The following is a 22398-nucleotide window of genomic DNA, read 5'->3' as shown; positions in this document are numbered from 1 at the left end:
CCATGGCTTGTCGGCGGGCTTAAAACAGGATGCGCTGACCGGCATGGATCAGCAGGCGCAGCGAAAACCCCAGCAGTAGAACCCCTGTCACGCGCTCAAACCAGGTTCCCATACGCAGGAATCGCTGACGTACGCGAGGATTGGTAAAGATCAGGCTGACCACAATAAACCAGCCCGCATTAACCAGGCACATCCAGACGCCGTAGAGCATCTGGATCGTCAAAGGCGTGCTGGCGCTGACCACGGTAGTAAACACGGCCAGAAAGAACAGCGTCGCCTTAGGGTTGGTGGCATTGGTCATGAAGCCCAGCGTCAAGGACTGGCGCACGCTGACAGCAGCGGGTTTGCCATTGTCGGACTCGGCCAGGCTCACTTCCATCGGTGTGCTGGCCTGGCGCAGGAATCCCCAGCCTATATAGAGAAGGTAGGCACCTCCCAATACCTCGGCCACACTCATCAGCCAGGGGGTGGAGTGCAGCAGGGCTCCCACGCCCATCAAGGTATAGATCACATGCACGGAGATTCCGGCGCCAATACCAATGGCAGTGGCAATACCGGCCTGGCGGCCTAGCCGCACACTTTGGCGGATGGTGACAGCAAAATCTGGTCCAGGGGCAATAACGGCCAAAAAATGAATCAAAGCCAGAGTAGCGAACTCTGGCCAATAGGTTTGCAACACATTAACTCCAGAAGGTCAGCGGCATGGCCGGGCCGCGATATCCCACAAAGCAAGACAGGCTCAGGCGCAAATCGCCCTTGCCGGGGGTGACGGCATGCATTTTGCGAGAATTGAAAATAATCAGATCGCCCGGACCGGGGCGTATCTGTACTTCGGGGGTGCCCAACAAATCAGGATGGATGCCATAGCTGTCGCCACGCATTTCATCAAATTCATCCGGGCTCAGTTCGGTTTGCCAGATTTGCAGTTCACCTCCTTGTTCGGGCATTTTCAAATAGACATTGGCGGCCAACTGGCCTTGTAGACTGATGGCCTGGTAATTACCGGGGGCGTCCTTGGCCAAAATGTCGTGATGCGCCAGAAAGCGCACATCGGGTTGCACCACGCGCGACAAGCCCACATACATTTTCTTTCCGTACAAGGTCTCCAGTGTGGCTCCGGCAGGCCAGACTTCATCCAGCGTGCAACGCAGCACATCAATCGGGGATAGGTAGGGGGCGCAGCGGCGGCGCAGTTCGTCGATATTGTCAAAAACCCCCTCGAAATAGGAGGCCATGCGTTCGGGCTGGTTTTCGGCTTCGTAAAAAGCCATGCCAATACGGCCGATGCTCGGAGCGTTCACATAGCGATCAAAGCCTTTATCTATGATTTGCTCGCCCAGCTTTTGTGAGGTGGGCGCATCAATGAAGCCGGAGAGGCGGATAGCCAGGAGTTCGCCATTTAGCAGGGACTGCATATGCTCAGTCCGCAATCGTTCGGTCTCTAAGTACATATCTCACTTCCCTTGGGGGTTCTAAAAGAATTGTTTTTCTTTTCCGATAATAGCCAGAGCTAATAAACTGCCATGATTTTTATTATTTATTAATTCATCATTTCATAATGAATGCTCAATTCATCTTTTTTGTTTTTTATACGGATTATTTTCAGTCCATTTAATTCGGATGTGTTTTCAACATGTGTGCCGCCGCAGGGGTAGCACCCCAGGCTACCAATCGCAACCTCGCGGCGCCCTTCCTGAAAACTGATGGAAATTGGCTGAGCCAATTGAATCTGTTCAGCACAACGATTGGACAAATCATCCAGGAAGGGGGGCAGAGCATCCTTGGGGTTGCGAAAGACCACCCGTGACTCGCCCCGCCAGTGATGCGCTTTTACGGCCTGCCAACCTATGCGTTCAACCAGATGGCCGATAAGGTGGCCGGCCGTATGCAGGCGGGCGTGCTCCAGTCGGTGAGCGCGATCAATATGCAGTTCTACGGGCCCCAGGGGCAGGCGCACATGCAGGTAGTGCAGCACGTGACCGTCGCGGTTTTGAGCCACATGCAGGACCTCGTGCCCATTTATCATGCCTTTGTCGCAAGGCTGACCCCCGCCTTGGGGATGAAATAAGGTTTTATCCAGCCTGACAGCATAACGCTCATTTTCGGAGTGATAACACTCCAGGATTTTCGCTATGCAGGTAAGGCTATTGCTAGTCAAATATAATTTATCTTGCATTTTATTACCTGTAGGTTGGTTTTAAGGCATTGTAGGCATAGTGAGCAGTCCTGATAATTGCAATTCATTGAAATAATTTATTCCCTATGAGCACAAGTAATCTCACATCCCTGATGAGCGATATGGTGGTTTTTGTCAAAGTGGTGGAGACAGGCAGCTTTTCCGAAGCCTCTCGCCAACTGGGCTATACCCCGTCGGCAGTCAGCCGTTCCATTGCGCGTCTGGAGAAAGGTTTGGGAACGCGGGTATTGCAGCGCACGACGCGTAAATTACGGCTAAGCGACAGTGGCCAGGCAATTTACGAGCATGCCCGTGACATGCTGTCCTGCGCCCAGGCCGCGATGGAGATCTCGGGGCAGTTCCAGACCGAGCCGGAGGGGCAGATACGCTTGAGTGTTCCCAAAGCCGTGGGGCATTTTCTGATTCATCCGCATATGCCGGATTTCCTGGCGGCGCACCCCAAAGTGAATGTGCTGATGAATCTGGATGATCGCTATGCAGACCTGATCGACGATCAGCTGGATCTGGCGATACGCATCACGGATCAGCCGCCGCCCGGTTTGATGGGGCGTCATCTGACGGATATTCGGCATGGCTTGTACGCCAGTCCGGAGTATCTGGCCGAACACAGCCTGCCCGTTCATCCCCAGCAGTTGCGCGAACATAGCTGCATCTACCTGGGCGAGGCACCCAGCGATTCACGTTGGCGTTTCAATAAAGGCGGGCGGGTACTGAATGTGTCGGTTAGCGGGCGCTATGCGGCTAACCATACGGGTGTGCGTCTGGATGCGGTGGAGCGCGGCTTGGGGATAGGCAGTTTGCCCTGCTTTGTGGCCAGGGAGCCGGAGCTGGAAGGGCGTATTGTGCGCGTGCTGGCCGATTGGGAGTTCCGTACGCAGTATTGTGGTGCCTTGTGGGCCTTGTATCCGCCCACCCGCCATTTGCCTCCCAAACTGCGTTTGTTTGTGGAGTTTCTGGCGGGGCGCCTGGGAGGTGGCCGGACGGAGGCGCTCAGGGTGCCGTTTTAACGCGAGTCGTCGGAATGAATGTGCAAGGCTTCCAGGAAGCGCGACACCATATTGTAGGTAGCGATGGTGGCGGTCAGCTCAACCATCAGTTTTTCATCAAAATACTGGCGTACGTCCTGAAAAACAGCGGGCTCCACTTGCACATTCAGAGTCATGGCATCGGTGTAAGCCAGCACAGCACGCTGAATGGGCGTGAAGGCATCGGAGTCTTGCCAGTCGGGCAGGGCATCCAGTTGGGCTTGACTCAGCCCCTCTGCCAGCGCGATAGGGGCATGTTGATCGGCCTCGTAAGGGGCGCGGTTCAATAGGGCTACGCGCATGATGACCAGTTCGCGCAGATCGCCCGGCAGGCTGCTGTTGTGGCGTATGCCGGTCAGGTGATTCAGCCAGCCTTTGGCAATGGGTGGGCTGTGCAGCAGCATCTGGTACAGGTGCAAGACGCTGCCGCGCTCTGCAATGATCTGCTCTACCAGTGGGGCGGCGTCGGGGGCTTTCAGGTCAGCATAGGGTAGGCGGGCCATGGTTCTCCTTTATGTATAACTAGCGGTGCCTCTTGCGGCTGGCTTGCCGCAGCGCAGTCAGCAGAGCGTTCTGACTGTTTGTTCGACGCTCTGCTCGACGGGTTTATCGGGGCAGGATGTGTTCGATGGTTTGGGTCAGACGTGTCACGATTTCGTGAATGTCGGCCTCGGTGCAGATAAAGGGCGGTGCCAGCAAGATATGGTCGCCGTGAACTCCATCTATCGTGCCACCCATAGGGTAGAGCATTAAACCTTGGGAAAACGCATGCTGCTTGATCCTGGCGTGGGTTTTCAAGCCAGGGTCCAGCGCTTGCTTGCTGGCCTTGTCTTGTACCAGTTCGACTCCGACAAACAGGCCACGACCACGTATATCACCCACATTGGGGTGGCTGTCCAACGCCTGATGCAGCTCCCGGCGCAATTGTTCGCCGCGCTGACGGACGTTTTCCAGCAACTGGTCTTGCTCAATCACTTGTTGCACGGCTAAAGCACCAGCGCAGGCTGTGGCGTGACCCATATAAGTATGGCCGTGCTGAAAAAAACCCGAGCCATTCAGGATGGCTTGGTAAATCCGGTCACTGGCCAGCATCGCACCAATAGGCTGATAGCCCGCGCCCAGACCCTTGGCAATGGCCATGATGTCCGGCACGACTCCGTCCTCTTCGCAGGCGAACAGATAGCCGGTACGCCCCATGCCAGACATGACTTCATCCAGAATCAGCAGCACGCCGTGCTTGTCGCAGACCTGACGGATCTTTTTCCAGTAATCGCCTACTGGCGCCAAGGCACCAGCGGTCGCGCCCACTACAGTCTCGCCGACAAAGGCCGCGACGTTCTGGGGACCCAGGCTTTGAATCATGTCGTCCAGTTCCTGAGCCAGACGGTCGGCATATTGCTCGGCACTTTCATCACTGCCTTGGTCGCGGTAGGGGTAGCAGGGCGAGACATGCTGGGCCGGAGCCAATAGAGGCAGGAACGGCTTGCGACGCCATTCATTGCCGCCAATGGCCAAAGCCCCCAGCGTATTGCCGTGATAGCTCTGACGGCGTGCGATGAAAATATGACGCTCGGGCTGGTCAATCTCCACGAAATACTGCCGTGCCAGCTTCAGGCTGGCTTCTACGGCCTCCGAGCCTCCGGACAGAAAGTACACATGGTCCAGGTCACCGGGGGATCGGCTGGTCAAAAAATCTGCCAGGTCCTCGGCAGCCTGGCTGCTGAAAAAGGACGTGTGGGCGTAGGCAATCTGGTCCAGCTGTTGCTTGATGGCAGCGATCACAACAGGGTGGCTATGGCCCAGGCAGGATACGGCCGCGCCACCGCTGGCGTCTATATAAGTGTTGCCATTGCTGTCCACGATGCGGATACCATCGCCTTTGACGGCGCAGGGCAAGGTTTGTTTGGGGTTGCGATGAAAGACATGTGTCATGGCGCAGATCCAGAAAGTAGGCCCGGAAGGATTTTCAACGTATGTTGAATATATAATAATACTCTCAACAAATAAATCATCATTGATTTGTCGGGACAGGTGGATAAAGGCCTCACTGTTGCGCCCAGACTGCATTTGCGCCCGATATATACTTGGTGTCCCCTTTTTAAGCGTGTTGGCCCATGAACTCCTTGAGCAATCTGACCGAGCGTATTCAGGCAGCGTTTGCCACCATGTCGCCGCAGTTCCAGCAAAGCGCGCGCTATGTGCTGGATCATGCCGAACAGGTGCCCTTGATGTCCATGCGTCAGTTGGCCGCGCAGGCACAGGTGCAGCCTGCCACCTTGCTGCGCTTTGCCCAGTCTTTGGGCTTTGGCGGTTGGGCGGAATTCAAGGCTGTGTTCACCCAGGCGCTGCATGGACAGGGTGCACGGCGTTATGCCGATCAGGCCCGGGCGGTGGTACGCAATCGAAATAAAGAAGATCGCCTGGCGCAGACGCTGACAGCACAAATGGATACTCTGGCGCTGCTGCGCGAGGTGAATGAAGCACGCTTGCCACAGGCTGTGGAATTGCTGAACAAGGCCAAGCGGGTTTTTGTGGCCGGGTTCAGAGCCTCTTTTGCACCCGCTTTTTCCTTTCATTATCAGTACCGTCTGTTCCGGCCCTCGATTGGCTTGTTGCGTGGCGAGTCCGGTACTCTGGATATGGATCTGCGGGCGCTGCAAAAAGGGGATGTGCTGGTCTTGTTCGGTTTTGCACCGTATTCCCAGGAAGCCGTGCTGGCCCATGCAGCGGCCCGACAGGCAGATGCACAAATCCTGGCGATTTGCGACAGCTTGCTTGCCCCTATTGCGCAGCAGGCAGATGCCACATTATTGTTTGGAACCGACAGTCCGTCTTTTTTTCCTTCTCTGGTTGCTGCACAGGCACTGGTGGAGGTCTTGCTGGAACAGGTTCTGGCCAAGGCGGGCAGTCGTGCTGTCAGCGGTATTGAGTTGGTTGAAAATCAATTGCACCAGTCCGGTGCTTACTGGAAATAGACGCAATGGCTAAGTTGTCCTATCTGGAGTTAAGTGGTGGTCCCAAAGAAATTGGCCATTCTTTGGGACGTTTCGGAGCCCCCGCCGTGCATGCCTACTTGCTGAACTCAGCAGCGTGGCAAGGCATCATGCAATCGAAGGGGACGGCTGTAGCCGGTCAGCTGGCTCAGTACACCGAGCGTTATTTCCCCCGAATATGGACCGAGCTCCAGGGCCTGGCATTGGGTCTGGAGCTCCCCTTTGAAGACGTTTTCTTGTGGAATTGCCGGGGCGACTTGTGGGCCATGGCTCCCGATGGTTGCACCACCGTGCAAATGCCCGCCCAGGGCGAGCCTCGTCTGGTGCATAACGAAGATGGTGATCCAGGTTTTGCCGGTTACTGCGGGGTGGCCAAATTCATCCCCGACAGCGGCATGTCCTTTGTTTCCTTTCTTTACCCTGCTTCCTTGCCGGGCCATAGCTTTGCAGTGACCCAGGCCGGTTTGGCCATGACGGTGAATAATGTGCGGGCTCGTCATGTGGCACCTGGGGTGCCGCGCATGGTCCTGACCCGCGCCATGCTGGATCAGCCCGATCTGGATCAGGCGGTGGGTATCCTGCGGGATCATCCGCGTTCCGGCGCTTTTCATTTGAGCCTGGCGCAGCGTGGCGATCCACGCTTGCTGAGCGTGGAGTTCAGTGCCGAGGCCGTTTCTGTGCAGACCATTGAGCAAAACCATCTGCACGCCAACCATGCGGTACATCCGTCCATGAAAGGCTTTGAACAGCGTATTACCCGGTCGTCCGAACTGCGGCAGGAGCGTGGGGATCAATTGTTGGCACAAGCCGGTGCTGCGCTTGATCCTTTGACTGTCCTGGCGGATCAGCACCATGCGGAATTTCCGATCTGGCGCTGTGACCCGGCGGACAGTGACGCGGAAAACACCCTGGCTACTGTGGATATTCAGGTGGGCAGCCAGTCCTTGAAGTGGCAGGTCTACGAAGACCCCACGGACGAGCCTGTGCTGAAGTTTGCGGATACCACTCGCATTGATCTAGCCTGAAAAGGAATAGGGCCCTGCTAAAGCAGGGCCCTATTCTTATAGTCGCAGTCGCAGTCGCAGTCGCGATGAGGCTCAGCCCTTGCCAGGCTCGTTGCGCTTGGGTTCCCACAGCACGTCAGAGCGGCCTGCATGGCGGTTCAAGGTACGCGCCAGCACAAACAACAAATCCGACAGGCGGTTCAGATACAGGCGCGGGCCTTCTTGTGGCAAGGATTCTGAGGGCACCGCCACGACGCTACGTTCTGCACGACGCGCCACACAACGCAGTACATGTGCTTGTGCGGCTGCCGGGCTGCCACCGGGCAAAATGAACTCTTTGAGTATGCCCAAGGGCTCGTTGTAGTGACGAATCGCTTGGTCCAGACGTTCCACATGGACGCTGCCTATGACCTGATGGCCAGGGATGCACAGCTCGGCCCCCATATCGAACAAGTCGTGCTGAATGTCGGACAGCAGGGCATCAACATCCTCGGGCAGTGCCATGCTGCGCAAGACGCCGATATGGCTGTTCAGTTCATCCACGTCGCCCAGGGCATGAATCAGGGGGGCAGTCTTGGGCAGGCGGCTGCCATCGCCCAGGCCCGTTGTGCCATCGTCGCCGGTGCGGGTGCTGATAATGGAAAGTCGTGTGGACATGAAGAAGCCTTATGTTTCGGCAGGAGTAGGGGTGCCTTGAGCCAAATTGACCAGGGCATCGCCAGTGACGCGTACCACGCGCCAGTCTTCCAGTACTTGAGCGCCCTGATACTTGTAGAAGTCGATGGCGTTCTGGTTCCAGTCCAGTACTACCCACTCCAGGCGGCCGCAGCCTTGGGCCACGGCCATTTGAGCCAGATGGCGCAGGGCCGCAGCGCCCAGACCGTGCTTGCGGTGGGCCGGGTCTATATACAAATCCTCCAGATAGATGCCGCGGCGATCCAGGAAACTGGAGTAGTTGTAAAACCACATAATGTAAGAAATTGGTGCGTCGGGCTGATCTTCGGGAGTAATGACCAGGCAGTAGGCACTGGGCTCGTCGGAGAAGAAACTGTTGCGCAGAGACTCAACGCTGGCCTTGAAAATATGCTCCAGTTTCTCAAACGCGGCCATATCGCGCATCAGGCCCAAAATGGCGGGAAGGTCTGCGGGGGTGGCTGGACGCAGCACATACCCTTTAATAAATTCGCTCATGCTTTTGCAAAGGTTTAGCGTTATGCTTGATCGGAAACAGACGCATCAGGCGTCCGAAAGTAGGCATTATGAGCTAATTGTCTGGCTCTGCCCAATTTGCAGGAGTGAAAAATGACGTGGACGAAACGAAGCGCAGCCTTGGCGTTGGGAACTTTGGGTGTGGTAGCTGGCTCGGCCTATGTCGTGGTCGCCCAGGCTCAGGAGGCCAGCGCCTCGGGTGAAGTGCGCCGACTGGATGCCGAGGCCGGCAAAATTACCATCAAGCATGGTGAGATCAGCGACCTGGAACTGCCCGCCATGACATTGGTGTACAAAATTGATCCCGCCTTGCTGGCCAACATCAAACCGGGTGACAAGGTAAAGTTCACTGCCAAACGTGACGGTGGTGATTACGTGGTCACCAAGATCAGCAAGTAAGCCTGCTTGAGTGGGTTGATAAAAGCCGGGTTCGCCCGGTTTTTTTCATCTCCGACGCAGGCGAAACACTGGCGTGGGCTCGTGGTCGAGATGACAGGGTGATGTGATGACCATCGCGTTTACGTTGACAGGGTAGAGCCTGTTGCCGTGTTGGGTGTGGTCTGCAAGCGGAATGTAAAAAAAGGGGCAGAGAAATCTGCCCCCTTTTCATGTCCGACCGAAGTCAGGCTTACAGCACGTAGCGCGCCAGATCCTGGCTGGCTGCGGTTTCCTGCAGCTGTTTGTTCACGTAGTCCGCATCAATGACCACGTTTTGCTCTCCGTGGCTGCCAGCGCTGTAGGACAGCTCTTCCAGCAGTTTTTCCATGACGGTGTACAGGCGACGGGCACCAATGTTTTCGGTACGCTCGTTGACCTCAAAGGCCAACTCGGCCAGACGCTGGATACCGTCGGGGCGGAAGTCCAGCTGTACGTCTTCGGTGCCCAGCAAGGCTGCGTATTGCTTGGTCAACGAAGCGTCGGTCGTGGACAGAATCTGTACAAAATCCTGGGCGCTCAGCGATTCCAGTTCCACACGGATGGGGAAGCGGCCTTGCAGTTCAGGAATCAGATCCGATGGGCGGGACAGGTGGAACGCACCCGAGGCAATAAACAGGATGTGGTCGGTACGTACCACCCCGTATTTGGTGGTGACGGTGGTGCCTTCTACCAAAGGCAGCAGGTCGCGCTGCACACCTTGGCGGGACACATCGCCGCCGCTGCCCTGGCTCTCGCCTCGCGCCGTGATCTTGTCGATCTCGTCCAGGAACACGATGCCGTTCTGCTCGGCGTTGGCCACTGCAGCAGTGCGCAAATCGTCTTCATTGACGCGGCGGGCCGCTTCTTCTTCGGTCAGTTGCTTGAAGGCTTCCTTGACCGTCAGCTTGCGAGCCTTGGTCTTTTCCTGACCCAGACCGGAGAACATGCCGCGCAACTGCTCGGTCATCTCTTCCATGCCGGGAGGGGCCATGATTTCCATGCGAGGCATGGCCTGGGCCATCTCGATTTCAATCTCGGTATCGTCCAGCTTGCCTTCACGCAGGCGCTTGCGGAACACCTGGCGGGCAGAGTTGTCCTCGCGTTGGGGTTGACCGTGAGCATCGCGCGAAGGGGGCACCAGCACGTCCAGAATACGGTCTTCAGCGGCTTCCTCGGCCTGGGTGCGCACACGGCGCATTTCGATTTCGCGGGTTTGCTTGACCGAAATATCCACCAGATCGCGAATGATGGTTTCAACGTCGCGGCCTACATAGCCCACTTCCGTGAACTTGGTGGCTTCGACCTTGATGAAAGGCGCGTTGGCCAGCTTGGCCAGACGACGGGCGATTTCGGTTTTACCCACGCCGGTGGGTCCGATCATCAGAATGTTCTTGGGGACGATCTCGCTACGCAGGGGCTCGGCAACCTGCTGGCGGCGCCAGCGATTGCGCAGGGCCACGGCCACGGAGCGCTTGGCCTTGCCCTGGCCAACGATATGCTTGTCCAGTTCGGAGACGATCTCTCCGGGAGTCATATTAGGTGTAGACATGGTGGTGTATCCGGCTGTCAGAGTGTTTCGACGATATGGTTCTGGTTGGTGTAGATGCACAGATCACCTGCGATCTCCAACGATTTCTTGACGATGTCGGCGGGAGCCATATCGGTGTTTTGCAGCAAGGCCATGGCGGCAGATTGGGCATAGGAGCCGCCCGAGCCGATGGCGGCCAGGCCATGTTCGGGTTCGAGCACGTCGCCATTGCCGGTCAGCACCAGCGTGTGCTCCTTGTCCGCCACCAACAGCATGGCTTCCAGACGGCGCAGAACGCGGTCGGTGCGCCAGTCGCGCGTCAGTTCGACGGCGGCGCGCAGCAGGTTGCCCTGGTGCTTTTCCAGCTTCGCTTCAAAGCGCTCTTGCAAGGTGAAGGCGTCAGCCGTCGCACCGGCAAAACCGGCCAGGATGCTGTCGTTGTACAAACGGCGAATTTTGCGGGCCGTGCCCTTGATGACGATATTGCCCAGGGTGACCTGACCATCGCCGCCAATGGCGACCTGATCTCCGCGGCGTACACAGACAATAGTAGTGGCGTGAAATTGTTCCATGATTTCCTTCCTTTAAGGTTCCCATCTGGGGGCCGGGCAGGAAATTTCAAGCGCATGACAGCAGGAAGTTTTTGCCGACTGAGGGTCGTGCCTGGAAACCGGGCTGAAACAGGGTGGCTTCCCTTGGCAGGGGCTGCTGCAGGGGTTCTCGTATGTCGCCTGGCTTCTTGGCGTGCAAGCAGCCTGTTGGCCTGCTAGCGGTAGACGCAGCCGGCTTTTTTGAGCCTGCTTATTTTCAGCAGCGTACACAAGTGGGTTGGATCGAGTTGGGTGACCCACAAAAAAGCCCGCCAGAATGATCGGGCGGGCTTTTTATCAGGGTGATGGGCCTTGCCGCCTATCAATCCCCAAACATCTTTTGGCGCTTCTCGCGACGCTCCTGGGCTTCCAGAGACAGGTTAGCCGTTGGGCGTGCCAGCAAACGTGGCAGGCCGATGGGCTCGCCAGTTTCCTCACACCAGCCGTATTCGCCCGAATCGATCAGGGCGATGGACTGTTGCACTTTCTTGAGCAGTTTGCGTTCGCGGTCGCGGGTACGCAGCTCCAGAGCGTGTTCTTCTTCGATCGTGGCACGGTCAGCCGGGTCAGGAACGAACTGGGTTTCACGCAGGTTTTCCGTTGTAGCACCCGCGTTGGCCAGAATGTCTTGCTCCAGCTGGCGCAAGCGATGCTTGAAAAACTCCAGCTGGGCGGCGTTCATGTAGTCTGACTCAGGCATCGCCAAAAGCTCCTGCTCGGTCAGCAGGGTTGTAGTACTGTCATGTGACTTAGTTGCCATGATGCTTACCTCTTGTTGACGTCTGGGAGCCTGTAACTGTCGTCACGCGCAATCGCTCCGCATTTACTGAATAATTATTAATTCAAACCAGGCAATTCTCCAGGCCCTGGGTGAATATGTCTTGTGGCAATTTGCGGCCAATAAAGACCAGCTTGGTGCCCTTTTTATCTTTGGCCAGCCAGGCATTGCCAGGCTCGGCGCTCATCATCATGTGTACGCCCTGAAACAGCATACGGCGATTGATGCCCTTCAGATACAGGATGCCCTTGTAGCGCATCAGATCTGGTCCAAATACCTGGACAATGCCCGACAGGAAATCTTCCAGACGCTCGGGGTCGAAAGGACGGTCCGAACGGAACACGAAAGCCCCGATCTCGTCATTGTGAGCTGCGTGCTCGTGGTGGTGATGATGGTGATCGTGTCCGCAGCCCGGACCGCACTCGCCTTCGTCGCCGTGGGCATGATCGTGGTGGTGATCATGGCCGTCCGCCGCATCGGGGTGTTGCTCTGCCAGGAATTGAGGATCAATGTCCAAAATGGAATTCAGGTTGAAACCGCTGACTTCCAGCAAATCCTTGATGTCGGTTTCACCGAAGTGAACCGGCGTAATCGTGGCTCGCGGGTTGATGCGGATCAGACGGGCACGCAGGGCCTCGTAATCCACGTCGTTGACCAGATCTTTTTTGGAGATCAGCAGGCGGTCCGCAAAACCAACTTGTTTTTGAGCTTCTTCTTGCTGGTCCAGTGTGGCCATGCCGTGTTTGGCATCCACGACCGTGATGACCGCGTCCAGCCGATAGTAGTCGGCAATATCATCGTCCATGAAGAAGGTCTGGCAGACCGGGCCGGGGTTAGCCATGCCGGTGGTCTCGATGATGACGCGCTCGAACTTCAGTTCGCCTGCCTGGCGGCGAACGCGCAAATCATTCAGGGTGCGCATCAGGTCACCACGCACGGTGCAACATACGCAACCATTGCTCAGCTCAACGATTTCTTCTTCGGAGTCCTGCACCAACAGTTCGTTGTCGATACCTTCGGGCCCGAATTCGTTTTCGATGACGGCAATGCGTCGACCGTGATATTCGCTCAGGATGCGCTTGAGCAGCGTGGTTTTACCAGCGCCCAAAAAACCAGTCAGAACAGTGACTGGAACCATGTTGTTCAGATCTGATGCCGCGTTCATAAACATGCCTCGCAGTGGCGGGCGAAAGGTACAAGGCACGGCACCAACCGCGGCTTCCTGCACCCATCTGCTCCGCACGAAAACAACGTGCGATTACATCACAGCCTTGCCTGTTGGGCAAACGGTGATCTGTAAAAATTCACAGAGGTTTGCCAATAGATCGGGGAATATATACCGATTGGCGGCAAAATACCACGTTTTAGGGGGCAGATAAGGGTTTTCGCTCGTTTTTAGCTGCAACGCAACGTTGGCACAGGCCGCGCAGTTCAGTTTCGTGGCCGGACAGGGCAAAGCCCGCTCCGCGCACACAGTCGGCCAGCCTTTGACTCAGGTCCGGAGCGCACAGCTCCACCACGGTGCCGCACTGGGTGCAGACAATCAGCAAGTCGTGCGGGTGGCCGCCGGCATCCACACAGGCCGTCCAGGCATTGACGGCATCCAGGCGGTGGATCAGGCCTTCTTCAGTCAGAAAGTCCAGGGCGCGGTAAACGGTAGGGGGTTTGGCGCCGGGCTGGAACTCGCGAACCAGATCCAGCAGTTCGTAGGCGCGCAAACTGCGCTGGGCCTGAATCAGGATTTCCAGCACCTGGCGGCGAATTGAAGTCAGCCGTTTACCGCGTTCCAGACAAAGCTGTTCAGCGGTAGCGAGCTGATCTTCAATGGCGTTGGGCGTAAGAATATGTACAGGCATGGCGCTTGATGGGTTGTTTGTTATGTTATAACATCTTTGGAAAATTAAATTATTCCCAATCTAGCCGCATTATCCCTGTTTCATGTCCTGTCCTCAATTTCCCTCGACTTTCCGCAGTCCGGCACCTCGTCGTTCGCTCTTGCTGGCCTCGGCCGGACAGCGCGTACTGGGCGCTTTGTGCGTGGCAGGAGCCCTGTGGCTACTGACCGCCTGGGCATTGGGCGCGTGGTAAGGGCATGAGTTCACATCAAACCTTGATCGAACTCGAGCATGTCGCGCTGGGCTGGAAAGACAAAATCGCTCTGCGTGATATCAGCGGCTGTTTTAACCGAGGCTCTTTGACGGCTATCGTCGGGCCTAACGGTGCTGGTAAATCCACCTTGCTCAAAGGGCTGACCGGGCAGATCAATCCCCTGAAAGGGCGCATTGCTGTCGACAGCGGTTTTCTGAATCAGCTGGCCTTGTTGCCGCAGATGGGCGATCTGGACAAAAGTTTTCCGGTGACGGTGCATGATCTGGTGGCCATGGGAGCCTGGAAGCGTGTGGGCGCCTGGGGTGGTTTCCCCAAAGCCGAGCACGAACGCATTGGTCATGCGCTGGAGCAGGTGGGGCTGGCCGACTTTGCGCGTCGCTCCATTGGCACTTTGTCGGGTGGGCAATTACAGCGAGCCCTGTTTGCCCGCATGATCATGCAGGACGCCCAGATCTTGTTGCTGGACGAGCCTTTTGCCGCGGTGGACCGTGCAACCTCGGACGAATTGATGAACCTGATTCTGGACTGGCACAAACAGGGCCGTACCGTGATGGCCGTGCTGCATGATCTGGATATGGTGCGTAGCTGTTTTCCGCAAACCGTGCTGCTTGCCGGTCAGGTAGTGGGTTGGGGGGAAACTGAAGCGGTGCTAACTCCCGAGAACCTGCATCTGGCTCGCCATTTGTGTGCGGGGGACTACCTATGATGGCGCTGATTGATGTGCTGTTTGGCCCCTTCATGGACTTTGGTTTCATGAAGCGCGCACTGGCTGGTTCTTTCGCCCTGGCTGCAGCGGCCGGACCTTTGGGGGTATTCCTGGTGTTGCGCCGCATGAGCCTGATGGGTGATGCCATGGCACATGCCATCCTGCCCGGTGTGGCGGTTGGATTTCTGACGGCGGGCCTGTCTTTAAGCGCGATGGCCATAGGCGGCATGATTACCGGCCTGGTTGTCGCCTTGCTGGCCGGACTGGTGGCCCGCCTGACACCACAACGGGAGGACGCCAGTTTTGCGGCCTTCTATCTGGTATCCCTGGGGCTGGGAGTGCTGCTGGTGTCCTTGCGCGGCTCCAATATGGATTTGATCCATGTGCTGTTTGGCACGGTGCTGGGCCTGGATGATGCCTCCTTGCTGCTGGTGACCAGCAGCACCACGGTTACGCTGATTATTCTGGCTTTGGTATTCCGGCCTCTGGTGCTGGAGTGCATGGACCCGATCTTTTTGCGCACGCAAGGCGGGCGCGGTTCCGTCGTTCATATGTTGTTCTTGTTCATGCTGGTCATCACGCTGGTGGCTGGCTTCCAGGTGCTGGGAACCTTGATGGTGGTGGGGATCATGATGCTGCCCGCTGCCTCGGCCCGATTCTGGGTGTATTCCGTTGGTCGTCAGATGCTGGTGGCGGCCTTGCTGGGCATGATCAGCGCCTATCTGGGCCTGCTGTTCTCGTACTACTACAACGTGCCTGCTTCGCCCGCGATTATTTTGGCAGCCGGCGCCTTCTATTTTCTTTCTATCACCTTTGGCCCCCAAGGCGGTTTGCTGCGTGCTTATTCCCAATGGCGTGCACGGCGTCGGCGCATGGCCTCTCTCTTGGAGCACGATTGATGAAAATGCGAGACATTTACTCAGGCCGCACGGTGCTGGCCCTGGGCTTGCTGGCGGCCAGCCTGTCGGTTCAGGCGGAGCCTTTGCGTGTGGTCAGCAGCTTCTCGATTTTGAACGATATGGTCAAGGAGATAGGCGGCGACAAGGTTATGGCCAGCACGATTGTGCCCGCCAATGGGGATGCCCATTCGTTTGAGCCGCGTCCCAGTGATGCAAAGACCTTGGCTAACGCGCAACTGCTGGTGATCAATGGTTTGGAGTTCGAGACCTGGTTGCCACGCTTGCAGCAGGCAGCAGGCTATAAAGGGCCGCAAGTCGTGGCGACAGAAGGTATTACGCCTTTGGCATTTGAAGGTGGCGGACACGAGGATCATGCTGGTCATGACCATGACCATGACCATGACCATGACCATGACCATGACCATGACCATGACCACGGTCACGACTCCGAACCTGAGCATGCCCACGACCATGAGCAGACCCACGCCAAAGAGGATACACAGTCCCACGGCGGGCATGACCATAGTCATCAGCACGGCAGCCAGGACCCCCACGCCTGGCAAAGCCTGGGCCTGGCACAGATCTATGTTCGTAATATCAGCAAAGGTCTGGAGCAGGCTGATCCGGCCAATGCCGAGTACTACCAGCGTCGCGCCAAGGATTACGCACAGCGCATTCAGGAGCTGGACGATTCCATCAAAACCCGCCTGCAGGCGGTGCCTGTGGAAAAGCGCAAGGTCATCACCTCGCACGATGCTTTCTCTTATATGGGCAAGGCCTACGACATCCGTTTCATTCCCTTGGTGGGGGTATCCAGCCAGGCGGAGCCGTCAGCCCGTGATATTGCGCAGATCATCCAGCAAGCGCGTAGCGAGCAGATTCAGGCCATTTTTGTGGAAAACACGGTCAGCGCAAAACTGGTCGAGCAAGTGGCACGGGAGACCGGCGCCAAAGTTGGTGGCACCTTGTATTCCGATGCTTTGGGAGCCCCAGGCTCGGGCGTGGATACCTACCTGGGCATGATGCGCTCAAATACAGACCAGTTGGTCAAGGCCTTGCAGCCCTGATTCACTCCTCCGGCTTGTCACTGGCCCGGTTCTTGCGTTGTGCCCGAGGGTGGGCCTGATCGTAAGCCTGGGCCAGATGCTGGAAGTCCAGACGGGTATAAATCTGAGTCGTGGAAATATTGGTATGACCCAATAGTTCCTGCACCGCCCGCAAGTCTTGTGCTGATTGCAGCAAATGGCTGGCAAAGCTGTGACGCAAGCTGTGCGGGTGGACATGCACTGGCAGGCCGCTGGCGCGGGCATAGTTTTCCAGTTCTTGCTGCACCACGCGTGGGTGAATGCGGGCTCCACGGGCACCCAGAAACAGGGCCGCACTGGCATCTGCGCTGGTCGCCAGTGATGCCAAAGCCGGGCGCTTTTCCAGCCACTGCTGCAAGGCATGCAGCGCTTTCTCTCCGACAGGCAGGCGGCGCGTCTTGCCGCCTTTGCCACTGACCACCAGCTCACGATCATCCAGCAGTAACCAGCTTTTTGACTGGTAGTGCGCGTCCTGGTGATAGTGCGTGTCCAGGCTGACCAGCTCGGACAAACGTAGTCCGCTGGAATAAAACAATTCAAACATGGCCTGATTGCGCCAGCTGACCGGGTCGTCCTGAATGGGGGCGGTGGGGCGGTCCAATAGCTGCTGGGTCTGGTCTACGGACAAGGCCTTGGGCAGAGGGCGGCCTATCTTGGGTGCCTTCAGGCTGGCTGCAGGGTTCAAGGGCCAACCCAGTTCTTTAGTGCGCGCTTGATAGTAGCCACGCCAGGCTGCCAGAATGCGGGCCAGGCTGCGTGGTGCCAGGCCCTGCGCATGCAAGCGGGCGGCAGCCTGTCGCAACTGGCTTTGAGTCAGTGTGTCGGGGTCGGTGCCTGGGTACTGCGCCAGCAAGTGGCGCAGATCATTACGGTACGCACTAAGGGTGTGTTCCGAATAGCGTTTTTCGTGGCTTAGTTGATGCAGCCAGCTTTGCATGGCCGGGCTGAGGGCCTGGGGGGCGGCTGGCTGCTTTTGAGGCGTGTCCCCGGACGGGGAGTGATCTTGTTTTTTCAGGCCGGACATTCGCTTTGATCAACACTGCTGGGCTTGTACAAACGCTGCAGGGCGGCGCTGCACAATTCGCCAATGCCTTCCAGAAAGTCCGTACCCATATCGGCCGTAAAACGCGTGGCTTCAGGCGAGCCCAGAACCAGCAGACCAAACAGGGTGTTCGACTCCGGAAACGTCAAGGGCACAATGGCCACCGATTGCGCGTCTTGCTGCAAATCGGCCAGAAACTCCTGTTCGCGTCGAGCGCCGCAATAGGGGTTGATCAAGGTGTAGGCCCAGCTGACCAGGGCGTCGTCAGCCAGCACTTCGTCCGGATTCCAGCAGTGCAGACGGACAACGGGCATTTCAAAGATGCGCTCCAGACTGCTGCAGATCAGTGCGGGCAGGGCTGCCGGGTCGGACTCGGCCAGCATCTGGCAGTTCCATTGGTGCAGTTGGCGCGAAATTTTTTCATTGCCACGGGCATTGGCGACCAGCGTGGCCAGTTGGCGCTCGGTTTTCTTGCCGCGCTCGCGCAGCAGCATGATCTGGCGCTCGCCCAGTGAAATAGCGCGGCTTTGATGGGGGTGCGGCACCATCAGTTTGGAAAAAACATCGGCATGCGCGTCGAAGAAATCAGGGTTGGCTTTCAAAAACTGGGCCACTTCCACGGCGCTAAGGCTGTTGGGGGTATCCATGTCTAGAAGGTTTCCTTTCTGGCTAGGGACGCACACAGTGCATCTATATCGACTTGTCCGGTAAAGACGGTTTGGGCCGGGCCGCTCATGCGTAGCGCCTGTCCGTCCCATTCAATGCGCAGACTGCCTCCACGAGTATCAACGACAACCGGGCTTTGGAGCAATCCTCGCCGTATGCCTGCCACCACAGCCGCACAAGCGCCTGTACCGCAGGCCAGGGTCTCGCCGGCGCCGCGCTCGTAGACGCGCAGCTTGATGTGATGGGCGTCCAGAACCTGCATGAAACCGGCGTTGACCTTGTGAGCAAAACGCGGGTGAGATTCGATGAAGGGGCCGACGCTGGCAACCGGCGCCTGCAGCACATCGTCTACCACCTGCACGGCGTGCGGATTGGAGATGGACACCAGCGACAGGGCGACAGGTTCGGCTTGATCGGGTACGGGCAGAAGCCACAGCGTATCTTCGCCCTGAGTTTTCTGTTCTAGCCCGCTAGGGTCAAAAGCGACATCGGCAGGGGCAAATCGGGTGGTGCCCATCATGACATCCACGCCAAGCTCCGGATCGTCATTCAAACTGATGATGCCGGTGCGAATTTGTGCTCGTAAAGGGTTGGCCGAGGACAGGCCTTGTTCGTGTACGAAGCGGACAAAGCAGCGAGCGCCGTTGCCGCAATGTTCGACCTCGCCACCGTCAGCGTTGAATATGCGGTATCGGAAATCCGCGCCGGGTTCGGTCGCGGCTTCAACCAGCAAGATCTGGTCCGCCCCAATGCCAAAGTGACGATCCGCCAGCGCGCGGGCGCGTTCGGGAGTCATTTCAATGCTTTGCCTGACACCATCCAGCATGACAAAGTCATTGCCCGCGCCGTGCATTTTGCTGAAACGCCAAAGCGAGGAAGCGGGCTGGGGTGTGGTGGGGCTGTGCATGATGGGGCCTAGTAGATGCCGGGTTGACCTTCAGGACGGGTTTTGAAGCGTCGATGTACCCAATAATACTGCGGCGGGTCTTCGCGCACATATTTTTCGATCAGGGCATTCATGCGTTCCGTGGCTTCTTCCAGGCTGCCTTCACCCGGAAAGTCGGACATGGGTTCCAGCACCTGAATATGGTAGTGACCAGTCTCGGCGTCCACGCGGGAAATAACCGGAATCACCAGCGCGTCCTGGTTGCGTGCGATCTGGGCTGTGGACAAGAGCGTGGCCGCCGGGACATTGAAAAAGGGCACAAAGGCCGAGCCCTTGGTGCCGAAGTCCATATCAGGCAGGTAATAAATCGGCTGGCCCTTTTGCAGCGCACGCATCAGACCGCGAATGCCGTCTTTGCGAGAAATCAGCGGGACGGAGGAGAAGCGGCTACGGCCTTCATACATCAGGCGATCCACATGGGGGTCGCGTTGGGGAGTGTAAAAGGCAACCAAGGGCGAGATGGACATGGACAGGCGGGTGCCAGCCGCATCCATACCCAGAAAGTGAGGCACCAGCAGCATGACCTTGCGGCCCTGTTCCAGAGCCTGGGTGATGTGTTCTTCGCCCGTCAGGTGCAGAGTGTTCAGAATAGTGCTGGGCAAACCAAACCAGAGCAGGCCCCGGTCCAGATAGGATTGGGCCAGCAGGCGAAAGTGCTGCTTTTCCCACTCGCGACGGGTGCTCTCGGGCGTGTCTGGAAAGCATAGATCCAGATTGGTACGCACGATATGACGGCGGCGGGAGGCAAAGCGATGCACCAGCCCGCCCAGCACAGCACCCCAACGCTGGCGCGTGCGTACCGAGGCACGGCCAAAGTAGGTGAAAACGGATTTGAGCAGCGGGTAAGAATTAAAACTCATGGGGTGGTATCGCCAGGCAAAGGGGGCGCATCGTGGGGAATCTTGTAGCGGTTATAGCCCCACAGATACTGGGTGGGGAAACGGCGTATCAAGCTTTCCATGGATTCGTTGATCAGGGTGGCCAGTTCCGTCGGGTCTTCGGGCAACGGCTCGGGCAGGCGCAAGGTGTGAATATGCCAGCCGCGCCCTTTAGGCAGGCGCTCGGCAGCGGTCACAATCACAGGCACATTGGACTGACGGGCCAGCTTGCCAGCCAGTGTCATGGTCAGGGCAGGGCGACCAAAAAATGGGGCCCACACACCATCGCCACCACTGGGAACCTGGTCGGGCAACATGCCTACCGATTCACCTTTGCGAAACGCGCGGACAAATTCGCGCACGCCTTTCATATTGGCGGGGACGGCATGCAGGCCGGGCAGTTCACGTGACTCCACCATCAGGGGTTCCAGTACGGCCTGGCGTGGTGGGCGAAACATCACGGTCAGTGGGCCTAAACCCACCAGATAACGTGCCGTAATCTCAAAGCAACCCAAGTGCGGGGTCAGATACAGCACGCCGCGTCCTTCGGCATGGGTGGCTTCCAGCAAGGCCACATCATCGACGGTGCAGCGGGCCAGACAGGCTTGCGGATACAACCAGACGCGCGGTGTCTCCAGAATCATGGCGCCGGTTTGTCCGGCCGCTTGCCGGAAAAATGCGGGGGAGTCGTAACCCGCTTGTCGGCAGTGGCTTTGCAGACGGCGGCGGTAGCGTCCGGGAAAAGCGTAAATCAGGCGTCCGATTCCTTTGCCCAGCCCATGAAGAACGGGTAAAGGCAGACGAGCCATCAGACGTAAAAGTGCCGCGAGCATGGGCCAGGCAATCCTTTAGTGTGAAGTTTTGCTGAAATAAATACGTATTTTCGCTTAAAATGGATTGTATCGCTGAGTTAAACGACAACTTGCGGAGCGATCGGGCAGCAAACTGCCCACTATAAACCGCTAAAGCGTCGCGCCCCGTCTATCGTATCCACATCGCTGGCTTCGAGGTGCAACGCAGTTTGTTCAACCTCGTGCTGATTATCAGCCCTTATTCAAGGAAGCTACGCTGTGAACAACAACGACTTTCTCTTTACATCCGAATCCGTTTCTGAAGGCCACCCCGACAAGGTAGCTGACCAGATCTCCGACGCCATCCTGGACGCTATTTTCGAGCAGGATCCTCAGGCACGTGTTGCTGCCGAGACCTTGTGCAATACCGGTCTGGTGGTGCTGGCTGGCGAGATCACCACGCACGCCAACGTGGATTACATCCAGGTTGCCCGTGACACCATCAAGCGCATTGGCTATGACAATGGCGATTACGGCATTGATTACAAGTCCTGCGCCGTTCTGGTGGCCTATGACAAGCAGTCGCCCGATATTGCCCAAGGTGTGGATCGCAGCCCAGAAGAGTTGCTGAACCAGGGCGCTGGCGACCAGGGGCTGATGTTTGGCTACGCGTGCGACGAAACCCCTGATCTGATGCCTGCTCCTATCTGGTACGCCCACCGTCTGGTGCAGCGCCAGAGCGAGCTGCGCAAAGATGGCCGTTTGCCCTGGTTGCGTCCTGACGCCAAATCCCAGGTGACCTTCCGCTACGTGGATGGCCGTCCTACCGAAGTGGATACTGTGGTGCTGTCCACTCAGCACGCGCCTGAAATGTCCCAGAAAGACATTCACGAAGCTGTGATCGAACACATCATTCGTCCATGCTTCCCTTCGGACCTGCTGACCGAGAAAACCCGCTTCCTGGTAAACCCCACCGGCAAGTTCGTGATTGGTGGCCCTCAAGGCGATTGCGGTCTGACTGGTCGCAAGATCATTGTGGATACCTACGGTGGCGCATGCCCTCACGGCGGTGGTGCTTTCTCCGGCAAGGACCCCTCCAAAGTGGACCGTTCCGCTGCCTACGCCGCTCGTTACGTGGCCAAGAACATTGTGGCAGCCGGTTTGGCTCGTCAGTGTCAGGTGCAATTGAGCTACGCCATTGGTGTGGCCGAGCCTATCAATATCACCATCTACACCGAAGGCACAGGCGTGATCCCCGACACCGAGATCGCCAAGCTGGTTCGCCAACATTTCGATTTGCGCCCACGCGGCATCATCGAAATGCTGGATCTGCAGCGCCCCATCTACACCAAGACGGCTGCCTATGGTCACTTTGGCCGCAGCGAGCCGGAGTTCAGTTGGGAAGCCACGGACAAGGCCCAGGCTTTGCGTCAGGCTATCTAAGCGATGTGCGGATAGGCAAAGGCCGCTTGCGGGCGGCGCTTTGCTGCAGTTTGACAGCGTTGTCGGGGCCGGGAAACCAGTCAGCCAGCAAC

At 57.5% G+C, this 22398-nt stretch carries 26 protein-coding genes; 9 read left to right on the top strand and 17 right to left on the bottom strand.

What is annotated here, in order from left to right; all coding sequences use genetic code 11:
• Positions 1 to 19: 19 nt before the first annotated feature.
• The 3 genes from ACLPGZ_RS05395 to ACLPGZ_RS05385 all read right to left on the bottom strand — a co-directional run bounded on the left by ACLPGZ_RS05395 (position 20) and on the right by ACLPGZ_RS05385 (position 2026).
• Positions 20 to 679 carry a LysE family translocator gene (locus tag ACLPGZ_RS05395; RefSeq protein ID WP_321387525.1) on the bottom strand — a complete coding sequence of 220 codons (660 nt, stop codon included), beginning with the start codon at positions 677 to 679 and terminating at the stop codon, positions 20 to 22.
• 1 nt (position 680) lies between these two features.
• On the bottom strand, positions 681 to 1415 hold the full coding sequence (locus ACLPGZ_RS05390) for a 2OG-Fe(II)-dependent halogenase WelO5 family protein (RefSeq protein ID WP_009462634.1): 735 nt from the start codon (positions 1413 to 1415) through the stop codon (positions 681 to 683).
• A gap of 125 nt (positions 1416 to 1540) precedes the next feature.
• Positions 1541 to 2026, bottom strand: coding sequence for an alanyl-tRNA editing protein (locus tag ACLPGZ_RS05385; protein WP_321387521.1), 486 nt, complete (start codon positions 2024 to 2026; stop codon positions 1541 to 1543).
• A 236-nt stretch (positions 2027 to 2262) separates the two neighbouring features.
• Here ACLPGZ_RS05385 and ACLPGZ_RS05380 point away from each other — a divergent pair, with 236 nt between their 5' ends.
• Positions 2263 to 3204, top strand: coding sequence for a LysR family transcriptional regulator (locus tag ACLPGZ_RS05380; RefSeq protein ID WP_052159245.1), 942 nt, complete (start codon positions 2263 to 2265; stop codon positions 3202 to 3204).
• Here the strand turns inward: ACLPGZ_RS05380 and ACLPGZ_RS05375 are convergent.
• Both ACLPGZ_RS05375 and ACLPGZ_RS05370 read right to left on the bottom strand, forming a co-directional pair.
• Positions 3201 to 3725 (bottom strand): carboxymuconolactone decarboxylase family protein, encoded by a 525-nt coding sequence (locus ACLPGZ_RS05375; protein ID WP_115635278.1) that lies wholly within the window; start codon positions 3723 to 3725, stop codon positions 3201 to 3203. The two genes, ACLPGZ_RS05380 and ACLPGZ_RS05375, sit on opposite strands and share 4 nt — an antisense overlap.
• Before the next feature lie 103 nt (positions 3726 to 3828).
• Positions 3829 to 5154, bottom strand: coding sequence for an aspartate aminotransferase family protein (locus tag ACLPGZ_RS05370; RefSeq protein WP_115635277.1), 1326 nt, complete (start codon positions 5152 to 5154; stop codon positions 3829 to 3831).
• A 182-nt stretch (positions 5155 to 5336) separates the two neighbouring features.
• Here ACLPGZ_RS05370 and ACLPGZ_RS05365 point away from each other — a divergent pair, with 182 nt between their 5' ends.
• Both ACLPGZ_RS05365 and ACLPGZ_RS05360 read left to right on the top strand, forming a co-directional pair.
• The gene (locus tag ACLPGZ_RS05365; RefSeq protein WP_060186169.1) at positions 5337 to 6197 is read left to right on the top strand and encodes a MurR/RpiR family transcriptional regulator; all 861 of its coding nucleotides are present in this window, start codon (positions 5337 to 5339) and stop codon (positions 6195 to 6197) included.
• 5 nt (positions 6198 to 6202) lie between these two features.
• A complete protein-coding gene (locus ACLPGZ_RS05360) occupies positions 6203 to 7240 on the top strand; it encodes a C45 family autoproteolytic acyltransferase/hydolase (protein ID WP_115635276.1) in 1038 nt (345 codons plus the stop codon).
• 72 nt (positions 7241 to 7312) lie between these two features.
• On the opposite strand, the gene ACLPGZ_RS05355 is transcribed toward ACLPGZ_RS05360, so the two are convergent.
• Complete coding sequence (locus tag ACLPGZ_RS05355) at positions 7313 to 7876, bottom strand: cob(I)yrinic acid a,c-diamide adenosyltransferase (protein WP_035273561.1); 564 nt, start codon at positions 7874 to 7876, stop codon at positions 7313 to 7315.
• Between the two features lie 9 nt (positions 7877 to 7885).
• A complete protein-coding gene (locus ACLPGZ_RS05350; RefSeq protein ID WP_080748114.1) occupies positions 7886 to 8410 on the bottom strand; it encodes a GNAT family N-acetyltransferase in 525 nt (174 codons plus the stop codon).
• Positions 8411 to 8521: 111 nt separating this feature from the next.
• Here ACLPGZ_RS05350 and ACLPGZ_RS05345 point away from each other — a divergent pair, with 111 nt between their 5' ends.
• A complete protein-coding gene (locus ACLPGZ_RS05345; protein ID WP_009462618.1) occupies positions 8522 to 8827 on the top strand; it encodes a copper-binding protein in 306 nt (101 codons plus the stop codon).
• Between the two features lie 229 nt (positions 8828 to 9056).
• On the opposite strand, the gene hslU is transcribed toward ACLPGZ_RS05345, so the two are convergent.
• The 5 genes from hslU to ACLPGZ_RS05320 form a co-directional block, all read right to left on the bottom strand.
• Positions 9057 to 10394, bottom strand: coding sequence for an ATP-dependent protease ATPase subunit HslU (hslU, locus tag ACLPGZ_RS05340; protein WP_026484111.1), 1338 nt, complete (start codon positions 10392 to 10394; stop codon positions 9057 to 9059).
• 17 nt (positions 10395 to 10411) lie between these two features.
• On the bottom strand, positions 10412 to 10945 hold the full coding sequence (gene hslV / locus ACLPGZ_RS05335; protein ID WP_009462614.1) for an ATP-dependent protease subunit HslV: 534 nt from the start codon (positions 10943 to 10945) through the stop codon (positions 10412 to 10414).
• 340 nt (positions 10946 to 11285) lie between these two features.
• Complete coding sequence (gene dksA / locus ACLPGZ_RS05330; RefSeq protein ID WP_026484112.1) at positions 11286 to 11723, bottom strand: RNA polymerase-binding protein DksA; 438 nt, start codon at positions 11721 to 11723, stop codon at positions 11286 to 11288.
• A gap of 82 nt (positions 11724 to 11805) precedes the next feature.
• The gene (locus ACLPGZ_RS05325) at positions 11806 to 12906 is read right to left on the bottom strand and encodes a CobW family GTP-binding protein (protein ID WP_009462610.1); all 1101 of its coding nucleotides are present in this window, start codon (positions 12904 to 12906) and stop codon (positions 11806 to 11808) included.
• A gap of 199 nt (positions 12907 to 13105) precedes the next feature.
• Positions 13106 to 13597, bottom strand: coding sequence for a Fur family transcriptional regulator (locus ACLPGZ_RS05320; RefSeq protein WP_009462608.1), 492 nt, complete (start codon positions 13595 to 13597; stop codon positions 13106 to 13108).
• A gap of 82 nt (positions 13598 to 13679) precedes the next feature.
• On the opposite strand from ACLPGZ_RS05320, the gene ACLPGZ_RS05315 reads away from it, so the two are divergent.
• Genes ACLPGZ_RS05315 through ACLPGZ_RS05300 form a run of 4 tightly spaced genes read left to right on the top strand, consistent with a single transcriptional unit; the run spans position 13680 to position 16522 of the window.
• Positions 13680 to 13829, top strand: a complete 150-nt coding sequence (locus ACLPGZ_RS05315) for a hypothetical protein (protein WP_165589481.1) — start codon at positions 13680 to 13682, stop codon at positions 13827 to 13829.
• Positions 13830 to 13833: 4 nt separating this feature from the next.
• Entirely contained in the window at positions 13834 to 14556 is a 723-nt protein-coding gene (locus ACLPGZ_RS05310; RefSeq protein ID WP_035273564.1) for a metal ABC transporter ATP-binding protein, read from the top strand.
• Positions 14556 to 15455, top strand: a complete 900-nt coding sequence (locus tag ACLPGZ_RS05305; RefSeq protein ID WP_031232761.1) for a metal ABC transporter permease — start codon at positions 14556 to 14558, stop codon at positions 15453 to 15455. The genes ACLPGZ_RS05310 and ACLPGZ_RS05305 overlap by 1 nt, the downstream gene beginning before the upstream one ends.
• Positions 15455 to 16522, top strand: coding sequence for a metal ABC transporter substrate-binding protein (locus ACLPGZ_RS05300; RefSeq protein WP_429641034.1), 1068 nt, complete (start codon positions 15455 to 15457; stop codon positions 16520 to 16522). Before ACLPGZ_RS05305 ends, ACLPGZ_RS05300 begins: the two co-directional genes overlap by 1 nt.
• A 1-nt stretch (position 16523) precedes the next feature.
• Here the strand turns inward: ACLPGZ_RS05300 and ACLPGZ_RS05295 are convergent, their stop codons facing one another.
• The 5 genes from ACLPGZ_RS05295 to ACLPGZ_RS05275 are packed head-to-tail and all read right to left on the bottom strand — an operon-like array spanning position 16524 to position 20905.
• A complete protein-coding gene (locus tag ACLPGZ_RS05295) occupies positions 16524 to 17564 on the bottom strand; it encodes a tyrosine recombinase XerC (RefSeq protein ID WP_009462602.1) in 1041 nt (346 codons plus the stop codon).
• Positions 17552 to 18229 (bottom strand): DUF484 family protein, encoded by a 678-nt coding sequence (locus ACLPGZ_RS05290; protein ID WP_083054275.1) that lies wholly within the window; start codon positions 18227 to 18229, stop codon positions 17552 to 17554. Before ACLPGZ_RS05290 ends, ACLPGZ_RS05295 begins: the two co-directional genes overlap by 13 nt.
• Before the next feature lie 2 nt (positions 18230 to 18231).
• Positions 18232 to 19155: a diaminopimelate epimerase gene (gene dapF, locus ACLPGZ_RS05285; protein WP_429641033.1), complete on the bottom strand. Its 924-nt coding sequence runs from the start codon at positions 19153 to 19155 to the stop codon at positions 18232 to 18234.
• 8 nt (positions 19156 to 19163) lie between these two features.
• Complete coding sequence (locus tag ACLPGZ_RS05280; RefSeq protein ID WP_009462598.1) at positions 19164 to 20054, bottom strand: lysophospholipid acyltransferase family protein; 891 nt, start codon at positions 20052 to 20054, stop codon at positions 19164 to 19166.
• Complete coding sequence (locus ACLPGZ_RS05275) at positions 20051 to 20905, bottom strand: lysophospholipid acyltransferase family protein (RefSeq protein ID WP_035273572.1); 855 nt, start codon at positions 20903 to 20905, stop codon at positions 20051 to 20053. The genes ACLPGZ_RS05280 and ACLPGZ_RS05275 overlap by 4 nt, the downstream gene beginning before the upstream one ends.
• A 237-nt stretch (positions 20906 to 21142) precedes the next feature.
• Here ACLPGZ_RS05275 and metK point away from each other — a divergent pair, with 237 nt between their 5' ends.
• On the top strand, positions 21143 to 22306 hold the full coding sequence (metK, locus tag ACLPGZ_RS05270; RefSeq protein WP_026484120.1) for a methionine adenosyltransferase: 1164 nt from the start codon (positions 21143 to 21145) through the stop codon (positions 22304 to 22306).
• The last annotated feature ends 92 nt before the right edge of the window (positions 22307 to 22398 follow it).

The sequence above is a fragment of the Alcaligenes sp. Me129 genome, from assembly GCF_050487245.1.
In the GTDB taxonomy this organism is placed as follows: domain Bacteria; phylum Pseudomonadota; class Gammaproteobacteria; order Burkholderiales; family Burkholderiaceae_B; genus Alcaligenes; species Alcaligenes phenolicus.
The sequence above is the reverse complement of the archived record's forward strand: the minus strand, read 5'-3'. Positions and strand labels throughout refer to the sequence as shown.

What these genes read in the sequence shown, in the direction of transcription:
- ACLPGZ_RS05385 (WP_321387521.1), bottom strand. Translation starts at nt 2,026, where the DNA reads ATGATAAATGGGCACGAGGTCCTGCATGTGGCTCAAAACCGCGACGGT.
- ACLPGZ_RS05295 (WP_009462602.1), bottom strand. Translation starts at nt 17,564, where the DNA reads ATGTCCGGCCTGAAAAAACAAGATCACTCCCCGTCCGGGGACACGCCT.
- hslV (WP_009462614.1), bottom strand. Translation starts at nt 10,945, where the DNA reads ATGGAACAATTTCACGCCACTACTATTGTCTGTGTACGCCGCGGAGAT.
- ACLPGZ_RS05365 (WP_060186169.1), top strand. Translation starts at nt 5,337, where the DNA reads ATGAACTCCTTGAGCAATCTGACCGAGCGTATTCAGGCAGCGTTTGCC.
- hslU (WP_026484111.1), bottom strand. Translation starts at nt 10,394, where the DNA reads ATGTCTACACCTAATATGACTCCCGGAGAGATCGTCTCCGAACTGGAC.
- ACLPGZ_RS05290 (WP_083054275.1), bottom strand. Translation starts at nt 18,229, where the DNA reads ATGGATACCCCCAACAGCCTTAGCGCCGTGGAAGTGGCCCAGTTTTTG.
- ACLPGZ_RS05380 (WP_052159245.1), top strand. Translation starts at nt 2,263, where the DNA reads ATGAGCACAAGTAATCTCACATCCCTGATGAGCGATATGGTGGTTTTT.
- ACLPGZ_RS05375 (WP_115635278.1), bottom strand. Translation starts at nt 3,725, where the DNA reads ATGGCCCGCCTACCCTATGCTGACCTGAAAGCCCCCGACGCCGCCCCA.
- ACLPGZ_RS05310 (WP_035273564.1), top strand. Translation starts at nt 13,834, where the DNA reads ATGAGTTCACATCAAACCTTGATCGAACTCGAGCATGTCGCGCTGGGC.
- ACLPGZ_RS05275 (WP_035273572.1), bottom strand. Translation starts at nt 20,905, where the DNA reads ATGCTCGCGGCACTTTTACGTCTGATGGCTCGTCTGCCTTTACCCGTT.
- ACLPGZ_RS05370 (WP_115635277.1), bottom strand. Translation starts at nt 5,154, where the DNA reads ATGACACATGTCTTTCATCGCAACCCCAAACAAACCTTGCCCTGCGCC.
- ACLPGZ_RS05360 (WP_115635276.1), top strand. Translation starts at nt 6,203, where the DNA reads ATGGCTAAGTTGTCCTATCTGGAGTTAAGTGGTGGTCCCAAAGAAATT.
- ACLPGZ_RS05320 (WP_009462608.1), bottom strand. Translation starts at nt 13,597, where the DNA reads ATGCCTGTACATATTCTTACGCCCAACGCCATTGAAGATCAGCTCGCT.
- dksA (WP_026484112.1), bottom strand. Translation starts at nt 11,723, where the DNA reads ATGGCAACTAAGTCACATGACAGTACTACAACCCTGCTGACCGAGCAG.
- ACLPGZ_RS05355 (WP_035273561.1), bottom strand. Translation starts at nt 7,876, where the DNA reads ATGTCCACACGACTTTCCATTATCAGCACCCGCACCGGCGACGATGGC.
- ACLPGZ_RS05305 (WP_031232761.1), top strand. Translation starts at nt 14,556, where the DNA reads ATGGCGCTGATTGATGTGCTGTTTGGCCCCTTCATGGACTTTGGTTTC.
- ACLPGZ_RS05325 (WP_009462610.1), bottom strand. Translation starts at nt 12,906, where the DNA reads ATGAACGCGGCATCAGATCTGAACAACATGGTTCCAGTCACTGTTCTG.
- ACLPGZ_RS05315 (WP_165589481.1), top strand. Translation starts at nt 13,680, where the DNA reads ATGTCCTGTCCTCAATTTCCCTCGACTTTCCGCAGTCCGGCACCTCGT.
- dapF (WP_429641033.1), bottom strand. Translation starts at nt 19,155, where the DNA reads ATGCACAGCCCCACCACACCCCAGCCCGCTTCCTCGCTTTGGCGTTTC.
- ACLPGZ_RS05300 (WP_429641034.1), top strand. Translation starts at nt 15,455, where the DNA reads ATGAAAATGCGAGACATTTACTCAGGCCGCACGGTGCTGGCCCTGGGC.
- ACLPGZ_RS05345 (WP_009462618.1), top strand. Translation starts at nt 8,522, where the DNA reads ATGACGTGGACGAAACGAAGCGCAGCCTTGGCGTTGGGAACTTTGGGT.
- ACLPGZ_RS05350 (WP_080748114.1), bottom strand. Translation starts at nt 8,410, where the DNA reads ATGAGCGAATTTATTAAAGGGTATGTGCTGCGTCCAGCCACCCCCGCA.
- ACLPGZ_RS05390 (WP_009462634.1), bottom strand. Translation starts at nt 1,415, where the DNA reads ATGCAGTCCCTGCTAAATGGCGAACTCCTGGCTATCCGCCTCTCCGGC.
- ACLPGZ_RS05280 (WP_009462598.1), bottom strand. Translation starts at nt 20,054, where the DNA reads ATGAGTTTTAATTCTTACCCGCTGCTCAAATCCGTTTTCACCTACTTT.